The sequence below is a fragment of the Streptomyces sp. NPDC046870 genome (genome assembly GCF_040704595.1).
GTDB classification, from domain to species: domain Bacteria; phylum Actinomycetota; class Actinomycetes; order Streptomycetales; family Streptomycetaceae; genus Streptomyces; species Streptomyces argyrophylli.
In genome coordinates this window covers 272,912-293,923 of record NZ_JBEYXM010000007.1, presented here as the reverse complement: position 1 = coordinate 293,923, position 21,012 = coordinate 272,912, and the positions used below count along the sequence as shown (strand labels likewise).

Sequence of the window (21,012 nt, the reverse complement as noted above, 5' to 3'; positions counted from 1 at the left end):
CAGCGGTACACGGCACCGTACGGCACCCGGTGGGGCAAAGATCACAGCGGGCCGCACTCTCCGCCGTGGGCAACCGGTGAGTAACGTGACCCCGTGCCGAAGCGCAAGAACACGTTCTCATCCTGGCGACAGGGCCTCGCCCAGCGAGCCGTACACGCGGCCTGGTCCTGGATGCAGCGCAACGGGTCCGTCACGGCCGAGCGGCCCGCGGGCTTCCGCTTCGGCTCCATCGGCGAGGCCACCCGGCTGGCGTTCCCGCTCGGCACGGTCTTCGGCGAACCCTGGATCCGGCTCGGCTCCCACTGCATCATCGGCGAGCAGGTCACCCTGACCGCCGGTCTGATGCCCGACCTGGACCTGGGCCCGGAGCCGATCCTGCGCATCGGCGACGGCGTCGTCCTCGGCCGCGGCAGCCATGTCATCGCGGACACCACCGTCACCATCGGCAGCGACTGCTACTTCGGCCCGTACGTCTACGTCACCTCCACCAACCACTCCTACGACGACCCGCACGAGCCCATCGGCAGGCAGTGGCCGCGGATGCAGCCCGTCGAGATCGGCCCGGGCTGCTGGATCGGCACCGGCGCGGTGATCCTGCCGGGCGCGCGGATCGGCCGGAACGTGGTCGTGGCGGCCGGCGCGGTGGTGCGGGGCACGGTGCCCGACCACGCGGTGGTGGCGGGCGCGCCCGCCAGGGTCGTACGCCGCTGGACGCCCGACGAGGGCTGGCGGCCGCCGCTGCGGACCCCCGCCCCGGTACCGATCCCGGACGGCATGACGCCGGGGCAGCTGCGGGCGCTCGCGGATCTGGACGAGGACGCGGTGGCCCGGCTCGCCGCGCTGGAGCCCGAGGGCTGACGGGGCCGGCTCAGCCCGTGGCCAGCAGCAGCGTGCCCAGCAGGGCCAGGCCCGCGCCCGCCGCCTGGATCGCGCGCAGCCGCTCGCTGAGGAAACCGCGCGCGGCCAGCGCGGTCACCACCGGATAGAGCGAGGCGAGCACGGCCGCGACGGTGACCGGGCCGCTCCGGGCGGCGACGGCGTACGTGCCGTTGGCCGCGACGTCGGCGAGTCCGACGAAGGCCAGCGCGGGCAGCGAGGCCCAGGGGAAGCCGCCCTCCGGGAGGGCGGTGCCGCCGCGCCGGACCGAGACGGCGAGCGCGGCCCCGCCCACCGCGACGTTCGTCAGCCGTTGCACGAACAGGGCGAGGAACAGGCCCGTGACGTTCTCCGAGGCTTCCGTGATCAGCGCGAACACCGTGCCGAAGCCCAGCGCCGCGACCAGCGTGAGCAGGATGGCGCGCCGCTGCACGGCCGCGCCGCCCAGCTGCGGACCGCCGGCGAGAACGACCCCGGTGACGGCGACCGCGATCCCCGCGGCCTGGAGCAGCCCCGGCCGCTCGCCGAGGGCGAGGCCGACGCCGAGGGGGACCGCGACGCTGAGGGTGGCGAGGGGCGAGACCACGCCCATGGGGCCGAGCGCGAGGGCCTGGTAGAAGGAGAGCAGGGCCACCGGTCCCACCAGGCCCGCCGCGAACGCGAACCACAGCCGGGGTCCGGCCTCGGCCCAGCCGCCCGTGGCGAGCACGATCGCGCCCAGGACGGCCGCCGCGACGGCCTGCGAGACCACCACGACCGTGAGCGCCGGGGTGCGCCGGGCCAGCAGTCCGCCGCCGAAGTCGGCCAGCCCCCACAGCAGGCTGGTGGTCAGGGCGAAGAATGCTGTCACGACCGGCCTCGCAGTACAGTTCGGTGAACGATCAGGTGCATCCCACCGTAGTTCAACCTGTTGTACCAGGCCATCGAAAATACTGGACTTCCCGGATATTGGACGCAATGTGTCGGACCTCGAACTCCTGACCCAGTCCCTGGCGCGCAACGTCAGGCACTGGCGCTCGGTGCGCGGCTTCACCCTCGACGTGCTCGCCGCCCGGGCCGGTGTCAGCCGCGGCATGCTCATCCAGATCGAGCAGGCCCGCACCAACCCCAGCATCGGCACGGTCGTCAAGATCGGCGACGCCCTCGGCGTCAGCATCACGACCCTCCTCGACTACGAGCAGGGCCCCCGGGTCCGCGTCGTCCCCGCCGAGCGCGCCGTACGGCTGTGGCACACCGAGGCGGGCAGCTACAACCGGCTCCTCGCCGGCACCGAGGCGCCGGGACCGCTGGAGATGTGGGACTGGCGGCTGATGCCCGGGGAGAGCAGCCCCTCCGAGCCGCACCCCGGCGGCACCATCGAACTGGTCCACGTCACCGCGGGTGAGCTGACGCTCACCGTCGAGGGCGAGGAGTACCGCGTCCCGGCCGGCGCGAGCGTCTCCTTCGAGGCCAACGTCCCGCACCGGTACGGCAATCGGGGTGAGGAGCCGATGGAGATGGTGATGGCCGTCTCCGTGCCGCCCGTGCCCTGAGACACCGGTACGGCCGGCGGGCGGCCCTTGCTAGCGTGCGGCCATGCGCGCACCCATCGGAGACTTCGACACCGCGACCCCCGCCCCGGACTGCCTGGACGAGCTGACCGCCCCGGTCGCCGAGGCCGTACGCGGCTGGCAGGGCGCGGTCCCGGCCGACCGGATCCTGTACGTCGACACCGAGCCGCAGTGGGCCGACACGGCCGTGTTCGTCGAGCACTACGGCCGGGACCTGCTGGAGCGGTCGGCGAACTGTGTCGTCGTCGCGGGCAAGCGGGCCGGCGAGACGACGCTCGCCGCCTGTGTGGTCCTCTCCACCACGCGGGTCGACGTCAACGGGATCGTCCGGCGCCAACTGGGCGCCCGCAAGGCGTCGTTCGCCTCGATGGAGACGGCGACCGGCGAAACCGGCATGGAGTACGGCGGCATCACCCCCCTCGGCCTGCCCACGGGCTGGCCGGTCCTGCTGGACTCGGCCGTCGTCGACCTGCCCTACGTCCTGGTGGGCAGCGGCCGCCGCCGCGGCAAGCTCCTGGTCCCCGGCAAGGCCCTGGCCGAGCTGCCCGGCGCGGTGGTGCTGGAGGGCCTGGGCGTCGACTGACCCCCGGCCGGCCCGGCCCCCGGTCCCTTGCCTGCGCGGTTCACGCCGTCGCGTGGTGGGCCAGTGCCAGGTGCGGGTCCGCCTCCCCCGGGGCCGGGGCCGGGTCGGCGTGGACCAGGGCGGCCGTCAGCCGGGGCACCGCGTGGAGCAGGGCGTGTTCGGTCTCGACGGCGATCGCGTGGGCCTGGCGCAGCGTCGCCTCGCCGTCCACCACCACCGTGAGCTCGGCCCGCAGGCGGTGCCCGATCCAGCGCAGGCGCAGCTCGCCCACCTCACGCACCCCCACGACCGCGCGCGCCGCCTGTTCGGCCCGGTCCACCAGTGCCGGGTCGACGGCGTCCAGCACCCGCCGGAACACCTCCCGCGCCGCGTCCCGCAGCACCAGCACGATCGCGGCCGTGATCGCCAGCCCCACGAGCGGGTCGGCCAGGTGCCACCCCAGCGCGGACCCGCCGGCGCCCAGCAGCACGGCCAGCGAGGTGAACCCGTCGGTACGCGCGTGCAGCCCGTCGGCGACGAGCGCGGCCGAGCCGATCTCCCGGCCCACCCGGATCCGGTACCGGGCCACCCACTCGTTACCCGCGAAGCCGAGCAGCGCGGCCAGCGCGACCGCCGGCACCTGCGCGACCGGGCGCGGATCCAGCAGCCTGCCGACGGCCGCCCACGCGGCGAACGCCGCCGACGCGGCGATGGTCAGCACGATCACCAGCCCCGCGAGATCCTCGGCACGGCCGTACCCGTAGGTGAACCGGCGGGTCGCCGCCCGGCGGCCCAGCACGAAGGCGATGCCGAGGGGCACGGCGGTCAGCGCGTCGGCCGCGTTGTGCACCGTGTCCCCGAGCAGCGCCACCGACCCGGACACGGCCACCACCACCGCCTGGGCCAGCGCCGTCGCCCCCAGCACGGCCAGCGACAGCCACAGCGCACGCGTCCCGCGCACCGAGGACTCCAGGGCCGCGTCCAGTTTGCCGGCGGTCTCGTGGGAGTGCGGGGTGAGGAGATGGGCCAGGCGACCGCGCGGGCGGGGGGAGCCGGGCGCGTGCTCATGCCTGCCGGCGTGGTCGTGCGGGCCGTGCTCGTGCGGGCCGTGCTCGTGCGGGCCGTGCGCAGGGGGGTGCCGGTCGCTCACGTCGATCCCCTTCCGGTGGGCGGGAGTGGACGCCGCGGCGCCCACGGAGCCATTATGTGCCTATGAGCGCACGCATGCACCTGTCATCTGCGCACCATGCGCACGAGCGCACCCCGGGCGAGGAGCAGTTCACGCTCGCCGCCGAGCTTCTCGCCCTGCTCGGCGACCGCACCCGGCTCGCCCTGCTGCACACCCTGGCGGCCGGCGAGGCCGACGTCGGCACGCTCACCGAGGCGTGCGGCGCCGCCCGCCCGGCCGTCAGCCAGCACCTGGCCCGGCTGCGGCTGGCCGGTGTGGTGGACACCCGCAAGGAGGGCCGCCGGGTGATCTACTCACTGCGCCACGGACACGTGCGGCGCCTGGTGGAGGAGGCCCTCAGGACGGCCGACCACCGCCTCGCCGAACGAGACGGCGGGGCGGCGCGCTGACCGGCTCAGAACGCCCCGGCCGTCCCCAGGTACTGCTCGGCGAAGGCCGCCGCCGCGACCGGTGAGGTGAATATCCGGCGCAGCCGGGCCAGCGCGGTGCCGGCGCGGTAGGGGTCGCCGGAGGAGGTGCCGTGGTAGATCCCGGACAGCCACTCCGAGAACTCCTGGTAGTCCCACACCCGCCGCAGGCACGCGTCCGAGTAGCCGTCCAGCCCGGTGGCGTCGCCCCTGGTCAGCCGGGCGACGAGGCCGTCACCGAGCAGGAACGCGTCGTGCAGGGCCAGGTTCATGCCCTTCGCGGCGATGGGCGCGACGAGGTGCGCGGCGTCACCGGCCAGGAACAGCCGGCCGAACACCATCGGCTCGACCACGTAGGTGTGCATGTCCAGCACCCGCTTCTCCAGCAGCCGCCCCTCCGTCAGCGGCGGGCGGTCCGCCGCGCGCAGCCGCCGTTGCAGCTCGGCCCAGACCCGCTCGTGGGACCAGGAGTCCGGATCGTCGCCGGGCGGACACTGGAGGTAGTAGCGGGTCAGCTCGGGGCCGCGCGGCATGTGCCCGGCGAACCCGTCCGCGTGCATGCCGAACAGCACGCGGTCCGAGGACGGCGGCGCCTCGGCCAGCAGCGCCAGCCAGCCGATGCCGTAGTCGTGCCGGGAGATCCGCGCCCGCGACGGCAGCGCGGCCCGGCTCGCCCCGCGCGCCCCGTCGCAGCCGGCCACGAACGCGCAGGTCACCAGGTGCCGTTCACCGCTGTCCGGGTCGGTGTACGACACGGCGGGCCGGTCCGAGTCCAGGTCGTGCAGGCGTACGTCCCGCACGCCGAAGCGGATCTCCCCGCCGCGCACGTCGGCGTACTCGCGCACGAGGTCCGTCACGAGCAACGGCTGCGGGTGGACCCAGTGGTGGTACCCCGTCAGTTCCGTGTAGGCGAAGCGGTGCCCACGGCCGTCGAAGCGGAACTCGCACTCGGTGTGCCGCTCGGCGCGCTTCGGCAGGTCGCCGGCCAGCCCGCGCTGTTCCAGGGCGCGTACGGCCCACTCCTCGATCACGCCGGCGCGCGGCCGCTGTTCGATGAACGCTCTGCTCTCGGTCTCCAGGACCAGGCAGTCGACACCGGCGGCGCGCAGGATGTTGCCGACCGTCAGCCCGGCCGGTCCGGCGCCGATGACGACGACCGGGCAGTGCGCGGCGGAAGGGGACGTGGGATGGGGGGAAGGAGACGTCACGCGGGGCATTATGACGGTGTCCCGTCAGCCGGCCGGCCGCCGGGACACCGCGGGGCGGCGGGCGCGGCCCGTGCGCGGACGTGGCCGGCACACGGACGTCACCGCACGGAGGCGGTCAGTGCGCGGGCGCGTCCGTCACCACGACCTCGTCGATGCTCCGCTCGATCGCCTCGGGCCGCGACGCGGTGGCCTTGGCCCAGTAGTAGACGACCAGGGAGAAGGCCGCCACGATCAGCAGGTCCCACCACAGGCCGATGGTGCCCCGGCCGCCGCCGAAGCCGCCCAGCCAGGAGATCACGCCCATGCCCACCAGGTAACCGGGCAGCCACTGCGCGGCCCTGAAGTCCAGGCGCGGCGCGTCCGGCAGGCCCTTGCGGATCGCGTACCAGGCGTACGAGCCGAGCAGCACGTATCCGAGGAGGATCGCGAAGCCCAGGCGCCACAGGGTGCCCCAGCCGGCCCAGTAGATGATGAGGTCGGCAACCACGAAGGACAGCGGGGAGATGATCCTGCCGCCGGGCAGCCGGTACGGGCGCTCACGGTGCGGCAGCCGGTCGGCGAACACCCCGTAGGCCAGCGGCGCGCCCGCGTACATCAGCACGCTCGCCGAGGTGATGAACCCGACCAGCGTCTGCCAGCTCGGGAACGGCAGGAAGCAGATCACGCCGGTGACGAACGAGACGATCAGGCCGAACCACGGCACGCCTCGCTTGTCGGTCCTCGTGAACAGCTTCGGCGCGTAGCCGTTCATCGCGAGGCCGTACGACACCCGGGAGGTGGCCGTCGTGTAGATCAGACCCGTGCCGCCGGGCGAGATCACCGCGTCGATGTACAGCACCACGCTCAGCCAGCCCAGGCCGACCAGGGTGGCCAGACCCGCCCAGGGACCGCTGATGCCCGCGAAGTCCAGGTGGGCCCAGCCGTGCGCGAAGGAGATGCGCGGCAGGGCGGCGATGAAGACGATCTGGAGCAGGATGTAGATGGCGGCGCCGATCGCGACCGAGCCGAGGGTCGCGCGCGGCAGGTCCCGCCGGGGGTTGCGGCTCTCGCCGGCCAGCTGGATCGCCTGCTCGAAGCCGAGCAGGGCGAAGATGATGCCGCTGTCGCTGATGGCGCCGAGCACGCCCTTGGCACCGAACGGCGCGAAGCCCTCGGAGGTGAAGTTGCCGGGGTGGAAGTTGCCGATCGCGATGATGAAGATCGCCGCGAGGGGGACGGCGATCTTCCACCAGGTGGCGGCGCTGTTGGTGTGCGCGAGGGCGCGGACGCCGAAGAAGTTGACGCCGACGAACACCGCCATGAGGACCACGGCCACGGCGAAGCCGCTCGGGGTCAGCGTCTGGTCGTGGTACTGGAGGCCGTCGGCCCACTGCCAGTGCTTGGCGTAGCCGATCATGGCCTCGACCTCGATCGGGGCCACCGTCGCCGCCTGCAGCCAGGAGAACCAGCCGAAGGACATGCCGGCCAGACCGCCGAACGCGTAGTGCGGGTAGCGGGCCGTGCCGCCCGCCACCGGGAACATGCCGCCGAGTTCGGCGTGCACCAGCGCCAGCAGCACGATCGCCACCGTGCCGATCAGCCACGAGATGATCGCGGCCGGGCCCGCCGCGACGACCGCCTTCTCGGCGCCGAAGAGCCAGCCGGATCCGATGATGGAGCCCACCGAGGCCCACATCAGACCGATGAGCCCGACGTCCCGGCGCAGACCACCGGACTCCGTCGTGGCTACCGGCACAGCATGGTCGACTTTCGGCATGGGGAGTGGCCTCTCAGATCGTTTACGCGGGACCGACGAGCAAGGAGGCCACAGATTAGAGACGCTTTCCGCGCCGACAGAAGACCGATAACCAAGTCTTGACCCGGGATCTCCGGTGTCTTGGCACAGCCTTCGTACAGGTCAGCGCGGTTAGAGAATGTCAATATTCAGCGTCGAATTGTGAGAAGAAGGTGAGACAGGCTAGTTCAGGCGCGGAATTTCGATCGCCGGGCACCGGTCCATCACCATGTCCGTGCCCGCCGCCCGCGTCCGCTCGTAGGCGGCCTCGTCGACGACCCCGAGCTGGAACCACACCGCCCGCGCGCCCTTCGCCACGGCCTCGTCCGCCACCGCGGCGGCCAGGTCGCTGTTCACGAAGACGTCGACCACGTCCACGTCGAAGGGGATGTCCGCGAGGGAGGCGTAGCCCTGCTCCCCGTGCACCGTCTCGGCCTTGGGGTGCACCGGCACGATCCGCTTGCCGAACCGCTGGAGCACCCGCGCCACCCCGTAGGCGGGCCGGTTCTGGTTGGAGGACAGGCCGACCACCGCCCAGGTGTCGCCCAGCTCGGTCAGGATCCTGCGGATCGTCGCGTCGTCGGCGTACATCGGCCGCCTCCTCGGGCTGCGGGGAACTGTGCGTCGGGGCAACATCGCCACGGCGGGTGTGGATTCCCGCCGTACCCCGCCACGCTGTCCGGAATCGGCGCAAGCCGCTGCATACGGCCGTCCACCCGCCTACGCTCGCCCCGTGCTGCGCATTCTCGACGCCCGAACCGGTGAGCCCGTCCCCGCCGCGCCCGCCCGGCGCGGCCTGACCCGGATCGCGACCCACGCCTCCGGGCTCGACCCGACGGCGCTTCGGGTGATGCTCACCGCGGATCTGCTGGTACGGGCGCTGGAACTGGGCGGGACCCCGGTCTGGACGATCCTCACCGCCCCCCGCGACCAGCCGGAACTCCGCACAGCCGCCACCCACCTCGCCATCCGCCCCTTCGAGGACGACCGCGACCTCGCGTCCGGACTGGGCGAGGCCCAGGTGATCCACGTCGCCCGGGGGGAGGAACGGGCGGAGCGGGCCGAGGACCCGGCGCTGACGGCTCGGTCGGCCGGAGGTCCGACGGGGGACTCGGTGCCGGGCGCACGGGGCGAGGCTCCGCTGGCCGCCGTCGCCCCGGTGGAGTGGGCCGGGCCGCAGCCGTCGCTCCCGGTCCTGCTCGCCGACCCCGCGGCGCTCCGGCTCGCGCTGCTCTCCGTCCCCCGGCACCGGCCCGCGCGGCTGGACGGCGACGCCCTGGCCCGGGCCGCCGGGCAGCTCGCGGACTGGCGGCGGGCCATGGCCGGCTGGGCGCGGCAACCCTCACGACCGGTGCCGGAACCGGTGCGCGCACGGTTGCGGGCCGCCTGGGAGAACGACCTCGACGTGCCGGGGGTGCTGAACGTGCTGCGGGACGTGGCGTCCGCCCCGGACCTCACCGACGGAGCCCGCTTCGAGACCTACGCCTACGCCGACCGCCTGCTCGCCCTGGATCTCGCACACGACCTCGGAAACCCCGCGTGAGCGCCCCGGCGGGTGCGGGACGGTGCTGTTCCGGCGGGCCGAGTCCGGAGGTGCCGGGGGCCATGGAGGGTTGCTGGTGCCGCGTGGTGTCGGGGGGTTCGCGTGAGTGCGTCGGCGGGTGGGCTGTGGCCGGTGGTGTTCCGTGGGCCGGGGTCCAGGCCATGCGGGGTGCCGGAGGCCGCGGCGGGTTGCAGGCGTCGCGTGGTGTCGGGAGGTTCGCGTGAGCGCGTCGGCGGGGTGCCGCTGGGTCGTGGGGTCCGCATGAGCGCCCCGGTGGGTGCGGGTCGGCTGTGGCGGTCGGTGGTCTTGCGGGGGGCCGAGTGCCGCGACTTGCCGGCGCCGGGAGTCTCCCGTGATCGCCCCGGCGGCTGCGGGCCGGCTGGGGGGCCGGTGGTGTTCCGCCGGGCCGAGTCCCGGGGGTGCCGGGGGCCACGGCGGGTCGCCGGTGCCGCGTCGTTTCGGGAGCCGCGCGTGAGCGCCCCGGTGGGGAGCCCCGCGTGAGCGCCCCCGCCGGTGCCGGTCCGCTGCGGCGGCTCGTGGTGTTGCGGCATGCGAAGTCGGCGTGGCCCGCGGGTGTCGAGGACCACCGCAGGCCGCTCGCCCCGCGCGGGCTGCGCGACGCGCCGGCCGCCGGGCGGGCCCTCGCCGCCGTGACGCTGCCCGATCTCGCCCTGTGCTCCACCGCCGTACGCGCCCGCCGCACCTGGGAGCTGGCCTCCGCCGAATGGGCCACGCCGCCGCCGGTGCGCTACGACCGGCGGCTGTACGCGGCCGGCGTACCCGAGCTGCTGGAGGTCGTGCGCGAGGCGCCGCCGGAGGTCCGGACGCTGCTGCTGGTCGGCCACAATCCCGGCCTGGAGGAACTGGTGCTGGCACTGGCCGCGGACGGCCTCGACGACAACCTGGACCGGGTGCGGGCGAAGTTCCCGACCAGCGCCATCGCCGTGCTCGCGTGGCACGGCACCGACTGGCCGGACCTGGCCCCGGGCACGGCCCTGCTCACCTCCTTCACGGTCCCGCGCGGGAGGAAGAGGAGCTGAACCGGGGCGTCCGGCGCTCGCATAGGCTGGCCGGATGCAGGACGAGTACCGCACAGTCGCCCGCGCGGGCGTGCACGAGACCGAGATCAACCGCTCCCGTTTCCTGTGCGCCCTCGCCCCGGCCGCCACCGAGCAGGAGGCCCAGGACTTCATCGCCGCCGTGCGCAAGGAGCACGCCGACGCCACCCACAACTGCTGGGCGTACGTCATCGGCGCCGACGCCTCCGTGCAGAAGGCCAGCGACGACGGCGAGCCGGGCGGCACCGCCGGCGTGCCCATGCTGCAGATGCTGCTGCGCCGCGACATGCGGTACGTGGTGGCCGTCGTCACCCGTTACTACGGCGGCGTGAAGCTCGGCGCCGGCGGACTCATCCGCGCCTACGGCGGCTCGGTCGGCGAGGCCCTGGACGCGCTCGGCACGATCACCCGGCGCCGCTTCCGGCTGGCCACGGTGACCGTCGACCACCAGCGCGCCGGCAAGGTCCAGAACGACCTGCGCGCCACCGGACGCGATGTGCGGGACGTCCGCTACGGCGAGGCCGTCACCATCGAGATCGGCCTGCCCGACGCCGACGTCGACGCCTTCCGCTCCTGGCTCGCCGATGTGACGGCGGGCACGGCGGGCCTCGAACTCGGCGGCGAAGCCTACGGAGACGCCTGACGATTGGGGTGAATCGGGCATAACGGGCCTATGGTGTGCGGGTCATGACGGGCTGATACCGGAGTGACCGCCCGTGCTGTCGGACCCGGCCGTTACGCTCGGGGATCATGAGGATCCTGCACACGTCCGACTGGCACCTCGGCCGGGCCTTCCACCGGGTGGACCTGCTCGGGGCCCAGGCCGAGTTCATCGGTCACCTCGTCACCACCGTGCGTGAGCGCGAGGTGGACGCGGTGGTCGTGTCGGGCGATGTGTACGACCGCGCGGTACCCCCGCTCGCCGCGATCGAGCTGTTCGACGCCGCCTTGCACCGCCTGGCCGACCTCGGCGTGCCCACGGTGATGATCTCCGGCAACCACGACTCGGCCCGCCGCCTCGGCGTCGGCGCCGGACTCATCGGCCGCGCGGGCATCCACCTGCGCACCGAGCCGTCCGCTGCCGGCACCCCCGTCGTGCTCCCGGACGCCCACGGCGACGTCGCCTTCTACGGGCTGCCGTACCTGGAACCGGCCCTGGTGAAGGACGAGTTCGGCGTCGACAAGGCCGGCCACGAGAGCGTGCTGGGCGCCGCCATGGACCGCGTACGCGCCGACCTCGCCACCCGCGCGCCGGGCACGCGTTCCGTCGTCCTCGCCCACGCCTTCGTCACCGGCGGCGAGGCCAGCGACAGCGAGCGGGACATCACCGTCGGCGGAGTGGCCGCCGTACCGGCCGGTGTCTTCGACGGTGTCGACTACGTGGCGCTCGGGCACCTGCACGGCTGCCAGGTCATCACCGAGCGCGTGCGCTACTCCGGATCGCCGCTCGCCTACTCCTTCTCCGAGGCCGGCCACCGCAAGAGCATGTGGCTGATCGACCTCGACGCGGACGGCTCCCTCACCGCCGAACGCGTCGACTGCCCGGTGCCCCGTCCGCTCGCCCGCATCAGCGGCACCCTGGACGACCTCCTCGCCGACCCGGAGCTGACCCGCCACGAGGACGCCTGGATCGAGGCCACCCTCACCGACCCCGTCCGCCCGGCCGACCCCATGGCCCGGCTCACCGAGCGGTTCCCGCACACCCTCAGCCTGGTCTTCGCCCCCGAGCGCACTCCGGACGACCGCCAGGTGTCGTACGCCCGCCGCCTCGCCGGCCGCAGCGACCAGCAGATCGCCCAGGACTTCGTCGCCCACGTGCGCGGCGCCGGACCCGACGAGCAGGAGGCGGCCGTGCTGCGCGAGGCGTTCGACGCCGTGCGTGCCGACGACGCCGTGCGGGAGGTGGCCCGGTGAGGCTGCACCGGCTCGACCTCACCGCCTTCGGGCCCTTCGGGGGCGCCCAGAGCGTCGACTTCGACGCCCTGTCCGCCGCCGGGCTGTTCCTGCTGCACGGCCCCACCGGCGCCGGCAAGACGTCCGTCCTGGACGCCGTCTGCTACGCCCTCTACGGCTCCGTCCCCGGCGCCCGGCAGAACGGCCAGGGCATGACCCTGCGCAGCGACCACGCCCGGCCGGGCACCCGCACCGAGGTCCGTCTCGAACTCACCGTCGCCGGACGCCGGCTGGAGATCACCCGGCAGCCCCCGTGGGAGCGCCCCAAGCTGCGGGGCACGGGCACGACCGTCGACAAGGCCCAGACCTGGCTGCGCGAGTACGACGGCACGGCCGGCGTCTGGAAGGACCGCAGCCGCTCCCACCAGGAGATCGGCGAGGAGATCACCCAGCTGCTCGGCATGAGCCGGGAGCAGTTCTGCCAGGTCGTCCTGCTGCCCCAGGGCGACTTCGCCCGCTTCCTGCGCGCCGACGCCGAGGCCCGCGGCAGACTCCTCGGCCGCCTCTTCGACACCCAGCGCTTCGCCGACGTCGAGAAGCGCCTCGCCGAACGCCGCCGCGGCACCGAGGCACGCGTGCGCGAGGGCGACACGGCCCTCCTCGCCGACGCCCACCGCATGCAGCAGGAGGCCGGCGACGCCATGGAGCTGCCCGACCTGGCCCCCGGCGACCCGGGACTGGCCGAGGCCGTCCTCGGCGCCGCCGCCGTGGCCCGCAGCACCGCCCGGGAACGCCTCACCGTGGCCTACTGCCGGCTCTCCGCCGCCGAGTCCGCGCACGCCGAAGCCCGCCGCGCCCTGGACGAGACACGCGAACTCGCCCGTCTTCAGGCCCGGTTCGCCGAGGCCCGGCTGCGCGCCGAGCGCCTCCAGGAGCGGTCCGGCGCCCACCGGGAGAACCAGCGGCGCATGGAGCGGGCGCGCAAGGCGGAGGCGGTCGCCCCCGCCCTGGAGCTGCGGGACGACGCAGAGGCGGAACACCGCCGGGCCACCGCGGCGGAGGCACGCGCGCGCGGACTGCTGCCCGACTCCTTCGCCGACGCCGGCGCGAGCGGACTCGCCGCCGCCGCCCGCCGGGCCGCCGAGGAGCTGGGCGGCCTGGACGCGGCCCGGCGCGCCGAACGCAGGCTCGCCGAACTCGCCGAGGAGCGGGCCGGACTCGACCGGCAGGAGCGCGCCGACGAGGACGTCCTGCGCGAGGCCGAGGCCTGGCTCGCCGACTGGGAGGGCGTCCGCGCGGCCCTACGGTCCCGCGTCGACTCCGCCCAGGAGGCCGCCACCCGCGCCGAACAGCTCGCCGTGCAGCGCGACCCCATGCGGCGCCGGCTCGACGCGGCCCGCACCCGCGACCGGCTCGCCGCCGACCTCGAACAGGCCCGGCAGCGCGCGGACACCGCGCGGCAGCGCGCCCTCGACGCCCGCACCCACTGGCTCGACCTCAAGGAACAGCGGCTGAACGGCATCGCCGCCGAACTGGCCGCCCACCTCACCGACGGCGAGCCCTGCGCGGTCTGCGGAGCCACCGAACACCCCGCCCCCGCCCGCAAGGTCGCCGGACACGTCGACCGCGAGGCCGAGGACCAGGCCCTCGCCGCGTGCCGGCGGGCCGAGGAGCAGCACACCGGGGACGAGCGGCGGCTCGGCGAGGTCCGTGAGGCCCTGGCCGCCGCCACCGCCGAGGCCGGGGACACGCCCACCGACCGACTCGCCGCCGAGGCGGACCTGCTGGAGCAGGACTACGCCCGCGCCCGCCGCGCGGCCTCCGCGCTGCACCCCGCCCAGGAGGAGCTGCGGCGTGCCGAGCGGGAGCGCGAGCAGCGGCTCGCCGACCGCCAGCAGGCCGCCGTACGGGCCGCCTCCCGGCTCACCCGCCGCGACACCCTGGAGCGGGAACAGGCCCTGCTGCGGGCGGAGCTGGAGCAGGCACGGGGCGACGCCGGCAGCGTGGCCGCGCGCGCCGCCCAGCTGGAGCGGCGGGCGGCCCTGCTCACCGAGGCCGCCGACGCCGTGCGCGCCGCCGAGGACGCCGCCCAGCGGCTGAAGGACGCCGACGCCCGCCTCGCCGACGCCGCCTACCGGGCCGGCTTCGACACGCCGCAGGCCGCCGCGGCGGCGCTGCTGGACCCGGCCGCCCACCGTGAACTCCAGCACCGTCTGGACGCCTGGCAGCACGAGGAGGCCGCCGTCCGCGCGGTCCTCGCCGAACCCGGTACCGCGGCGGCCGCCCAGCAGCCGCCCGCCGACCCGGCCACGGCCGAGCGGGACGCGGCCGCGGCGGAACGGCGGCTGCGCGAGGCGGCCTCCGCGCGCGACGCCGCCGCCCGCTGCTGCGCGCAGCTGGACCGCCTCTCCGCCCGCGCCGCCCAGGCCGTACGCCGGCTCGGCCCGCTGCGTGAGGAGTACGACCGGGTGGCCCGGCTCGCCGCCCTCACCGCGGGCACCTCCGCCGACAACGAACGCCGGATGCGCCTGGAGTCGTACGTCCTGGCGGCCCGTCTCGAACAGGTCGCCGCCGCCGCGACCGTCCGCCTCCAGCGCATGTCGTCGGGCCGCTACACCCTCGTCCACTCCGACGACCGCACCGGGCGCGGGCGCTCCGGGCTGGGGCTGCACGTGGTCGACGCCTGGACCGGACGGGAACGGGACACCGCCACCCTGTCCGGCGGCGAGACGTTCTTCGCCTCCCTCGCGCTCGCGCTCGGCCTCGCCGACGTCGTCACCGACGAGGCCGGCGGCGTCCGCCTGGACACCCTCTTCATCGACGAGGGCTTCGGCAGCCTCGACGACCAGACCCTGGACGAGGTCCTGGACGTCCTGGACTCCCTGCGCGAACGCGACCGCAGCGTCGGCATCGTCAGCCACGTCGCCGACCTGCGCCGCCGCATCCACGCCCAGCTGGAGATCGTCAAGGACCGCTCGGGCTCGACACTGCGGCAGCGGGGTGTCAGGTGACGCGTTGCGCGCGAGGTTTCCGGTCGCCGGGTTCCCGCCGTCCTCACATGCTCGGGATGAGGTTCGCGGCGACGAGGCTGTGGTACGCGGCGTCGAGGTGTGAAGTCTCGGTCCGGGCGGGGTTGCTGCCCTTGGAAACGGGGACGAGGACATCGGACAGCGCATCGTCGTCGCGTGGCTGTTCCAGGGTCAGGACGTCCCCTATGCCGGGGGCGGCGGCGTCACGACCCGTCAGCGGTTCCAAACCCCATCTCTGTTCGATCGTCTTGAGCAGCGAAGTGTGGTCCAGCGGCACGCTGTCGTCGGGGACGCGGAAGACGGTCCCGGGCTTGATGAGGGGCGAGACCAGCACCGTGGGCACGCGTACCCCGAACCGGGTGAAGTCGAAGTCGAACTCCACTCCCTTGATGTCGTCGGGTGGCGTCGCGCCGGCAGGCGGAGGTACGTGGTCGTAACAGCCGCCGTGCTCGTCGTAGGTGACGACCAGCAAGGTGCCGGCCCAGTCCGGTCCGCGGCGCAGAGCCTGATAGGTGTCGTACACGAGGCGCTCGCCCAGAGCCACGTCATCGTTGGGGTGCTGGCTGTTTCCCGTGGTCCCCCATGAGGGCTCCAGGAAGGTGAAGGCGGGCAGACGGCCGGTGGCGGCCGCCTTCGCGAAGTCCATGAACTGGCCGAAGTGGCGCATACCGGCCTGCTGGGTGTCGGGGAAATCAGCCATGGTCTTCGGCCACTTGTTGTACCCGTAGACCATCCAGTCGATCTCCTCACCGAGTCGGCCGAAGATGCTCGGCGTGTCGAACAAGGGTCGCTTCGTCTGTTCCGCGAGGTGCAGGCTGGTCCTGTCGAGCAGGTAGCCCAGGCTGGTCCCGGCAAGGGCGAAAGCCCGGTTGGGCAGGGTCTGGGTCGGAACCGAGCAGTACCAGTGGTCGCACACCGCGTAACCCCGGGCCAGTCCGGACAGCACCGGCACCCCTTCCGGGGTGAAGCAGCCCATGATGTCGCTCGCGCTCACGCCCGGGGAGTTGCCGCTCCGCGTCGGATAGACCTGCGCGTAGTCGATGACGAAGCCGTCGTTGGTCGCGTCGGGGACGGGCGTGGGCGGATGCTCCGTGCCGAACAACTGGACGTTCACCCGGTCGAACTCCTCCCCGGGGATGGAACCCGGCATGAAGTACGCCCCGGGTCTGGCCGGGTCGATCCGGAAGACGGTGACCTTGCCGCCGTTCCCGTCGGGGTTGGCCTCCGCGCCGGTCAGTCCCTCGAAGGCATCGCCGGAGGGCGAGCGGTTGTCCTGGTCGGTGTAGAGGAACCCGAGCATGTTGTCCAGGGAACGGTTTTCCAGCATGAGGACCACGAGATGGTCTATCCGGCTCAACGGTGTGGTGTCCGGTGTCATCTGCAATCTCCCGCGGCTCGCGCGGACTGGGGGGAGCGAGGCCCCACCGGCCATGGCAGTGGCCCCACTTCCACCGTAGGACGCAGGGCTGTACCCCGCTCGGCGGCGCCGCGCATGCGCAGGACGCGGCCCGGGGGACCAGGCCGGCGCATCCGGGGGAGGGCGTCAGGGAGCGGTCCGGCCCCCCAGCGGACGCCGGGTCAGCGGGGAGGAGTACACGACGCTGGTGGTCACGGAGCCCAGCGCGCCGATCCGTCCCGAGATCTCCTCCAGATGGGACATCGACCGCGCGGCGACCTTGATGACGAAACAGTCGTCGCCCGTGACGTGGTGCGCCTCCAGGATCTCCGGCGTCACCGCGACCAGGTCGTGGAACGGCTTGTAGTTGCCGTTCGGATAGCGCAGGCGTACGAACGCCAGGATCGGCAGGCCCAGCCGCTCGGGGTCGACCACCGCCGCGTACCCCTGGATCACGCCGGCCTCCTCCAGCCGTCGTACCCGCTCGGTGACGGCGCTCGGCGACATGGAAACCGCCCGCGCCAGCTCGGCGTAGCTGGCCCGTCCGTCGCGCTGGAGGACGTCGAGGATGCGCCAGTCGGTGGCGTCCGGGGAATGCGCGGTCATCCCGGATGGATAGCAGGGGAATCCCCGGCCGGGCAAGGGCGGACCCGGGGATCGTCCCTTCAGCAGGCGGCTGCCGGACCGTAGGTTTCCCACATGATCGACACCGCTTCCGAGAACCCCGTCCTGCGCGTCGCCCCGGCAGCCCCCGCACACGCAGCCGCCTACTTCCGGGCGAACCTCGCCTTCCACGCCGACGTCTCCGACGTCGCCGCCGCGCTGGCGGCCGGCGGCGACCCCGGCTTCGTCGTCGTGGACTCGCGCTCCACCGAGTCCTGGGACCAGGGCCACATCCCCGGCGCCGTCCACCTGCCCACCGCGCTCGTCCCGCAGCAGGCCGCACGGCTCCTCGATCCCGACGTGCCGGTGGTGACGTACTGCTGGGGCCCCGGCTGCAACGGCGCCACCCGCGCCGCCCTCGCCCTCGCCGAACTCGGCTACCGGGTCAAGGAACTGCTCGGCGGCTTCGAGTACTGGGCCCGCGAGGGCTTCCCCTACGAGACCTGGCAGGGCCCGGCGCGCCGGGCCGCCGATCCGCTGACGGCACCCGTGGCGGGCGAGTGCGGCTGCTGAGGCGCGCCTCCGCGTGGAGCGGCCCCGGCAGCCCGTCCGGGTACAGTCGGGCAGTGCCCGAGCTGAAGCGGCTGCACGCCAGCCACGCCCCCGCGGTCCTGGACTTCGAGCTGTCGAACCGCGCCTACTTCGCCGCCTCCGTCTCCGACCGCGGCGACGACTACTTCGAGCAGTTCACCGACCGCTACAACGCCCTGCTGGCCGAGCAGGAGGCGGGCAGCTGCGCCTTCTACGTGCTCCTCGCCGAGGACGGGTCGGTCCTCGGCCGGTTCAATCTGGTCAACATCGAGAACCGCACCGCGGAACTCGGCTACCGGGTCGCCGAGCACGCCGCCGGCCGCGGCGTGGCCACCGAGACCGTCCGGGAGCTGTGCCGCCTGGCGGCCCGCCGGCACGGACTGCGCGTACTGCGGGCGGCCACCTCCCACCAGAACGTCGCGTCCCACAGGGTGCTGACCAAATCGGGCTTCATCCCGATCGGACCGGCCGACCCCGCCGACCTCGGCGGCAAGCCGGGCACCTGGTACCAGTGCGACCTGGCCACGCTCCGGCGCTAGGGTCTTTCGTTCGGATCAGGCCGGATCCGCGCGAAACACCCTGGGCCGGTGGGGTGACCCCCCGACCGGCGGGGGTGGTCCGGCCACCTGCCGGAGGTTGCAGCAGCACCTTTCCTGGAACGTTGTGACCAAGGGAAACGGCTCTGCCCCGGCTGGTCCGCCGGCCGCGTGGCCCTCCCGATCGGAGAAGGAGGTCGGACAGTGACGGTGCGACTGACGATGCTCTGCGCGACCACCGCGGAAGACGGCCTCGGCCGGGTCTTCGGGGACGGTGCCGTGAGCGAGCGCCGCCGGCGTGAGCTGGCAGCCATGACAGCGACCCTTCCGCCGTACGCGGTGGCCCTGCGCGGGCCCTCCGCCCGCTGCGCGCAGACCGCCGAGGCCCTCGCCGTCGCGGCCGTGCCCGAGCCCGAGCTGCGCGACCTCGACCACGGCACCTGGAACGGCCGTACCCCCGAGGACATCGCGGCCGTCGACCCGTACGGGCTGTCCGTCTGGCTGACGGATCCCGACGCCGCACCGCACGGCGGCGAGAGCGTCCGCGAGCTGTGCCGCCGGACGGCCGCGTGGCTGGACGGCCTGCCCGCCGGCACCGGACGCGTCCTCGTCATCACCGAGCTGTCCGTCATCAGGGCCGCGCTGGTCCACGCCCTGTCCGTACCCGTCCGCTCCTTCCGTCACCTTCAGATCCCGCCCGGCTCCGCGGTCACGCTGACGCTGAGCGACGGCCGCTGGAGCACCCGGTTCGACCGGATCACCGTCCCCCGGCACCGCACGTCGGCCGACGGCGTCCCCACCGTGGCGGTGCCGACCACGCCCACCACGCGACAGCGCGTGTGCCTCACCGGCCGCCCCTGACACCGAAGGGAACACGCGCCACCACCTGATCACGGCACCGGAGCCGTCGACGCCTGTCCGTACGGCGCCCAGCGGCGAAGCCGCCCCGGGCGTGGTACGAATCGGACAGTGGTTCCATACAGGCTGGAGCGCACGTGATCCGGGTACTGGTGGTCGACGACGAAGCCCTGATCCGCACGGGCTTCCAGCGCATCCTGGCCGCCGCCGACGGCATCGAGGTCGTCGGCGCCGTGTCCGGCGGCCAGGCCCTGCGGACGGTGCGCGAACAGCGCCCCGACGTGGTCCTGCTGGACATCCGCATGCCGGACGTGGACGGGCTCACCGTCCTGGGCGAGATCCGCCGGCTGCGGGAGCCACCCGTGGTGGCCATGCTGACCACGTTCGACATGGACGAGTACGTGGAGACGGCGCTGCGCTCGGGCGCCGCCGGATTCCTCCTCAAGGACACCGACCCCGAGGCGCTGCCGCTGGCCGTGCAGAACCTGGCCCGCGGCGGCACGGTGCTGTCGCCCAAGGTCACGCGCACGGTGGTGGACGCCTATCTGAGCGCCGGAGGGCCGGAGCGCCCGCCCAAGGCCCTCGAACGGCTCACCGGCCGGGAGCGCGAGGTGCTGCTCCTCCTCGCCGAGGGCCTGTCGAACGCCGAGATCGCGGCCCGCATGCACCTGAGCACCGGCACGGTCAAGGACCACGTCAGCGCCATCCTCACCAAACTGGAGGTCAGCGGCAGGGTCCAGGCCGCCCTCTTCGCCCAGCGGGCCGGACTCCTCGCGGAGGGGACCGGATGACCCGCCGTCCGTCCCCGCTGCGCCGTCCGTCCCCGCTGCTGCTGGACGGCGTGGCGATCGCCATGGCCCTCCTCGACGTGTGGGCCCACTGGGACATCGCCGAGCCGTTTCGGATGGCGTGCGCCCTGGCCGCCGCCGTCGTCCTGCTGCTGCGCCGGCGCCAGCCGCTGCTCACCTTCCTGCTGACCCTTCCGGCCGTCCTGCTGTCCGACTCGGTCGTCGCCTGCCTGGCCGCGCTGTACACCCTCGCTTCCCTCAGCCGCCCCCGGACGCTGCTGCTCCTGTGCGTCCTGGCCTTCGCGTTCTGCGACACGACGGCCCTGCCGTCACCGAACTTCGATCTGACCGCGCTCGGCAGGCTGATCCCGTTCGGCTACAGCGCCGCCACCGCGGCCGCCGCCGTGTTCCTCGGACAGCTCGTGCGGACCCGGCGCGACCTGTCGCTGAGACTGACCGAGATCTCCGAGGCGCGCGACCACCAGCAGCTGCTGACGGCCCAGGCCGTCCTGGCCAAGGAGCGCGCCCAGCTGGCGCGGGAGATGCACGACGTCGTGTCGCACCAGGTCAGCCTGATCGCCGTGCGCGCCGGAGCGCTGCAGGTCGGCGCGGAGGACACGGACACCAAGGAGGCCGCGGCGACGATCCGGCGGCTGAGCGTGCAGACGCTGGACGAGCTGCGCCACATGGTCGGCGTCCTGCGCGCCTCCGGCGGCCACCCCACGGAGCTGACCCCGCAGCCGGCGCTCACCGACATACAGCGGCTTGCCGACAGCTGCGGCATCGAGACCGAGCTGAGGACGGACCTGCCCGAAGGACTCCCGGCCACCGTCCAGCGCGCGGTCTACCGCACGGTCCAGGAGGCGCTGACCAACACCCGCAAACACGCCCCCGGCGCCAAGGCGCGCATCGACCTGCTGCACACCGACGGGTCGATCCGGGTCCGGGTCACCAACACCGCGCCGACCCAGCCGCCGCTGCCGCTGCCCGGCGCCCACCACGGCCTGATCGGGCTGCGCCAGCGCGCCGAACTCCTCGGCGGCACCATGACCGCGGGCCCGACGAGCGACGGCGGTTACGAGGTCTGCGTGGTGCTGCCGGCGGAAGTCACGGGGTGAGCGGACGAGGTGCTCGGCGCAGCGCGTCGAGGG

General features: G+C 73.9%; 21 protein-coding genes. 14 read left to right on the top strand and 7 right to left on the bottom strand.

Features of this window, described 5'->3' with window-relative positions; translation table 11 throughout:
* The first annotated feature begins 93 nt into the window (after positions 1-93).
* Entirely contained in the window at positions 94-858 is a 765-nt protein-coding gene (locus AB0946_RS18870; RefSeq protein WP_366761715.1) for an acyltransferase, read from the top strand.
* A 10-nt stretch (positions 859-868) separates the two neighbouring features.
* Here AB0946_RS18870 and AB0946_RS18865 read toward each other — a convergent pair whose 3' ends face one another.
* Positions 869-1,726 carry a DMT family transporter gene (locus AB0946_RS18865; protein ID WP_366761714.1) on the bottom strand — a complete coding sequence of 286 codons (858 nt, stop codon included), beginning with the start codon at positions 1,724-1,726 and terminating at the stop codon, positions 869-871.
* A gap of 109 nt (positions 1,727-1,835) precedes the next feature.
* Between AB0946_RS18865 and AB0946_RS18860 the strand changes: the two genes are divergently transcribed.
* On the top strand, positions 1,836-2,408 hold the full coding sequence (locus AB0946_RS18860) for an XRE family transcriptional regulator (protein ID WP_030339850.1): 573 nt from the start codon (positions 1,836-1,838) through the stop codon (positions 2,406-2,408).
* Positions 2,409-2,451: 43 nt separating this feature from the next.
* Positions 2,452-3,009, top strand: a complete 558-nt coding sequence (locus tag AB0946_RS18855) for a YbaK/EbsC family protein (protein WP_366761713.1) — start codon at positions 2,452-2,454, stop codon at positions 3,007-3,009.
* Between the two features lie 40 nt (positions 3,010-3,049).
* Here AB0946_RS18855 and AB0946_RS18850 read toward each other — a convergent pair whose 3' ends face one another.
* Entirely contained in the window at positions 3,050-4,138 is a 1,089-nt protein-coding gene (locus AB0946_RS18850; protein ID WP_366761712.1) for a cation diffusion facilitator family transporter, read from the bottom strand.
* Positions 4,139-4,200: 62 nt separating this feature from the next.
* On the opposite strand from AB0946_RS18850, the gene AB0946_RS18845 reads away from it, so the two are divergent.
* The gene (locus AB0946_RS18845; protein ID WP_366761711.1) at positions 4,201-4,566 is read left to right on the top strand and encodes a metalloregulator ArsR/SmtB family transcription factor; all 366 of its coding nucleotides are present in this window, start codon (positions 4,201-4,203) and stop codon (positions 4,564-4,566) included.
* Positions 4,567-4,571: 5 nt separating this feature from the next.
* On the opposite strand, the gene AB0946_RS18840 is transcribed toward AB0946_RS18845, so the two are convergent.
* The 3 genes from AB0946_RS18840 to AB0946_RS18830 all read right to left on the bottom strand — a co-directional run bounded on the left by AB0946_RS18840 (position 4,572) and on the right by AB0946_RS18830 (position 8,157).
* Positions 4,572-5,801, bottom strand: a complete 1,230-nt coding sequence (locus AB0946_RS18840) for a 4-hydroxybenzoate 3-monooxygenase (RefSeq protein WP_366761710.1) — start codon at positions 5,799-5,801, stop codon at positions 4,572-4,574.
* A gap of 106 nt (positions 5,802-5,907) precedes the next feature.
* Positions 5,908-7,548, bottom strand: coding sequence for an APC family permease (locus tag AB0946_RS18835; protein ID WP_366761709.1), 1,641 nt, complete (start codon positions 7,546-7,548; stop codon positions 5,908-5,910).
* A 201-nt stretch (positions 7,549-7,749) separates the two neighbouring features.
* Positions 7,750-8,157, bottom strand: a complete 408-nt coding sequence (locus tag AB0946_RS18830; RefSeq protein ID WP_366761708.1) for a CoA-binding protein — start codon at positions 8,155-8,157, stop codon at positions 7,750-7,752.
* Between the two features lie 142 nt (positions 8,158-8,299).
* Between AB0946_RS18830 and AB0946_RS18825 the strand changes: the two genes are divergently transcribed.
* The 5 genes from AB0946_RS18825 to AB0946_RS18805 all read left to right on the top strand — a co-directional run bounded on the left by AB0946_RS18825 (position 8,300) and on the right by AB0946_RS18805 (position 15,071).
* Positions 8,300-9,109 carry a hypothetical protein gene (locus AB0946_RS18825; protein ID WP_366761707.1) on the top strand — a complete coding sequence of 270 codons (810 nt, stop codon included), beginning with the start codon at positions 8,300-8,302 and terminating at the stop codon, positions 9,107-9,109.
* A gap of 497 nt (positions 9,110-9,606) precedes the next feature.
* Positions 9,607-10,149, top strand: coding sequence for a histidine phosphatase family protein (locus AB0946_RS18820; protein WP_366761706.1), 543 nt, complete (start codon positions 9,607-9,609; stop codon positions 10,147-10,149).
* A gap of 34 nt (positions 10,150-10,183) precedes the next feature.
* Positions 10,184-10,810, top strand: a complete 627-nt coding sequence (locus AB0946_RS18815) for a YigZ family protein (RefSeq protein ID WP_366761705.1) — start codon at positions 10,184-10,186, stop codon at positions 10,808-10,810.
* A gap of 107 nt (positions 10,811-10,917) precedes the next feature.
* A complete protein-coding gene (locus AB0946_RS18810) occupies positions 10,918-12,081 on the top strand; it encodes an exonuclease SbcCD subunit D (RefSeq protein WP_366761704.1) in 1,164 nt (387 codons plus the stop codon).
* Positions 12,078-15,071: an SMC family ATPase gene (locus AB0946_RS18805; RefSeq protein WP_366761703.1), complete on the top strand. Its 2,994-nt coding sequence runs from the start codon at positions 12,078-12,080 to the stop codon at positions 15,069-15,071. The genes AB0946_RS18810 and AB0946_RS18805 overlap by 4 nt, the downstream gene beginning before the upstream one ends.
* Positions 15,072-15,114: 43 nt before the next feature.
* On the opposite strand, the gene AB0946_RS18800 is transcribed toward AB0946_RS18805, so the two are convergent.
* Together AB0946_RS18800 and AB0946_RS18795 are read right to left on the bottom strand one after the other, a co-directional pair.
* On the bottom strand, positions 15,115-16,416 hold the full coding sequence (locus AB0946_RS18800) for an alkaline phosphatase family protein (protein ID WP_366761702.1): 1,302 nt from the start codon (positions 16,414-16,416) through the stop codon (positions 15,115-15,117).
* Between the two features lie 216 nt (positions 16,417-16,632).
* Positions 16,633-17,091 (bottom strand): Lrp/AsnC family transcriptional regulator, encoded by a 459-nt coding sequence (locus tag AB0946_RS18795; protein WP_366761701.1) that lies wholly within the window; start codon positions 17,089-17,091, stop codon positions 16,633-16,635.
* A gap of 93 nt (positions 17,092-17,184) precedes the next feature.
* Between AB0946_RS18795 and AB0946_RS18790 the strand changes: the two genes are divergently transcribed.
* The 5 genes from AB0946_RS18790 (at position 17,185) to AB0946_RS18770 (ending at position 20,979) form a co-directional block, all read left to right on the top strand.
* The gene (locus tag AB0946_RS18790; protein ID WP_366761700.1) at positions 17,185-17,661 is read left to right on the top strand and encodes a rhodanese-like domain-containing protein; all 477 of its coding nucleotides are present in this window, start codon (positions 17,185-17,187) and stop codon (positions 17,659-17,661) included.
* A 53-nt stretch (positions 17,662-17,714) separates the two neighbouring features.
* Positions 17,715-18,218 (top strand): GNAT family N-acetyltransferase, encoded by a 504-nt coding sequence (locus AB0946_RS18785; protein ID WP_366761699.1) that lies wholly within the window; start codon positions 17,715-17,717, stop codon positions 18,216-18,218.
* 201 nt (positions 18,219-18,419) lie between these two features.
* On the top strand, positions 18,420-19,076 hold the full coding sequence (locus AB0946_RS18780) for a histidine phosphatase family protein (protein ID WP_366761698.1): 657 nt from the start codon (positions 18,420-18,422) through the stop codon (positions 19,074-19,076).
* A 134-nt stretch (positions 19,077-19,210) separates the two neighbouring features.
* Entirely contained in the window at positions 19,211-19,864 is a 654-nt protein-coding gene (locus tag AB0946_RS18775; protein ID WP_366761697.1) for a response regulator transcription factor, read from the top strand.
* Positions 19,861-20,979, top strand: a complete 1,119-nt coding sequence (locus AB0946_RS18770; RefSeq protein ID WP_366761696.1) for a histidine kinase — start codon at positions 19,861-19,863, stop codon at positions 20,977-20,979. The genes AB0946_RS18775 and AB0946_RS18770 overlap by 4 nt, the downstream gene beginning before the upstream one ends.
* Positions 20,980-21,012 lie beyond the last annotated feature (33 nt).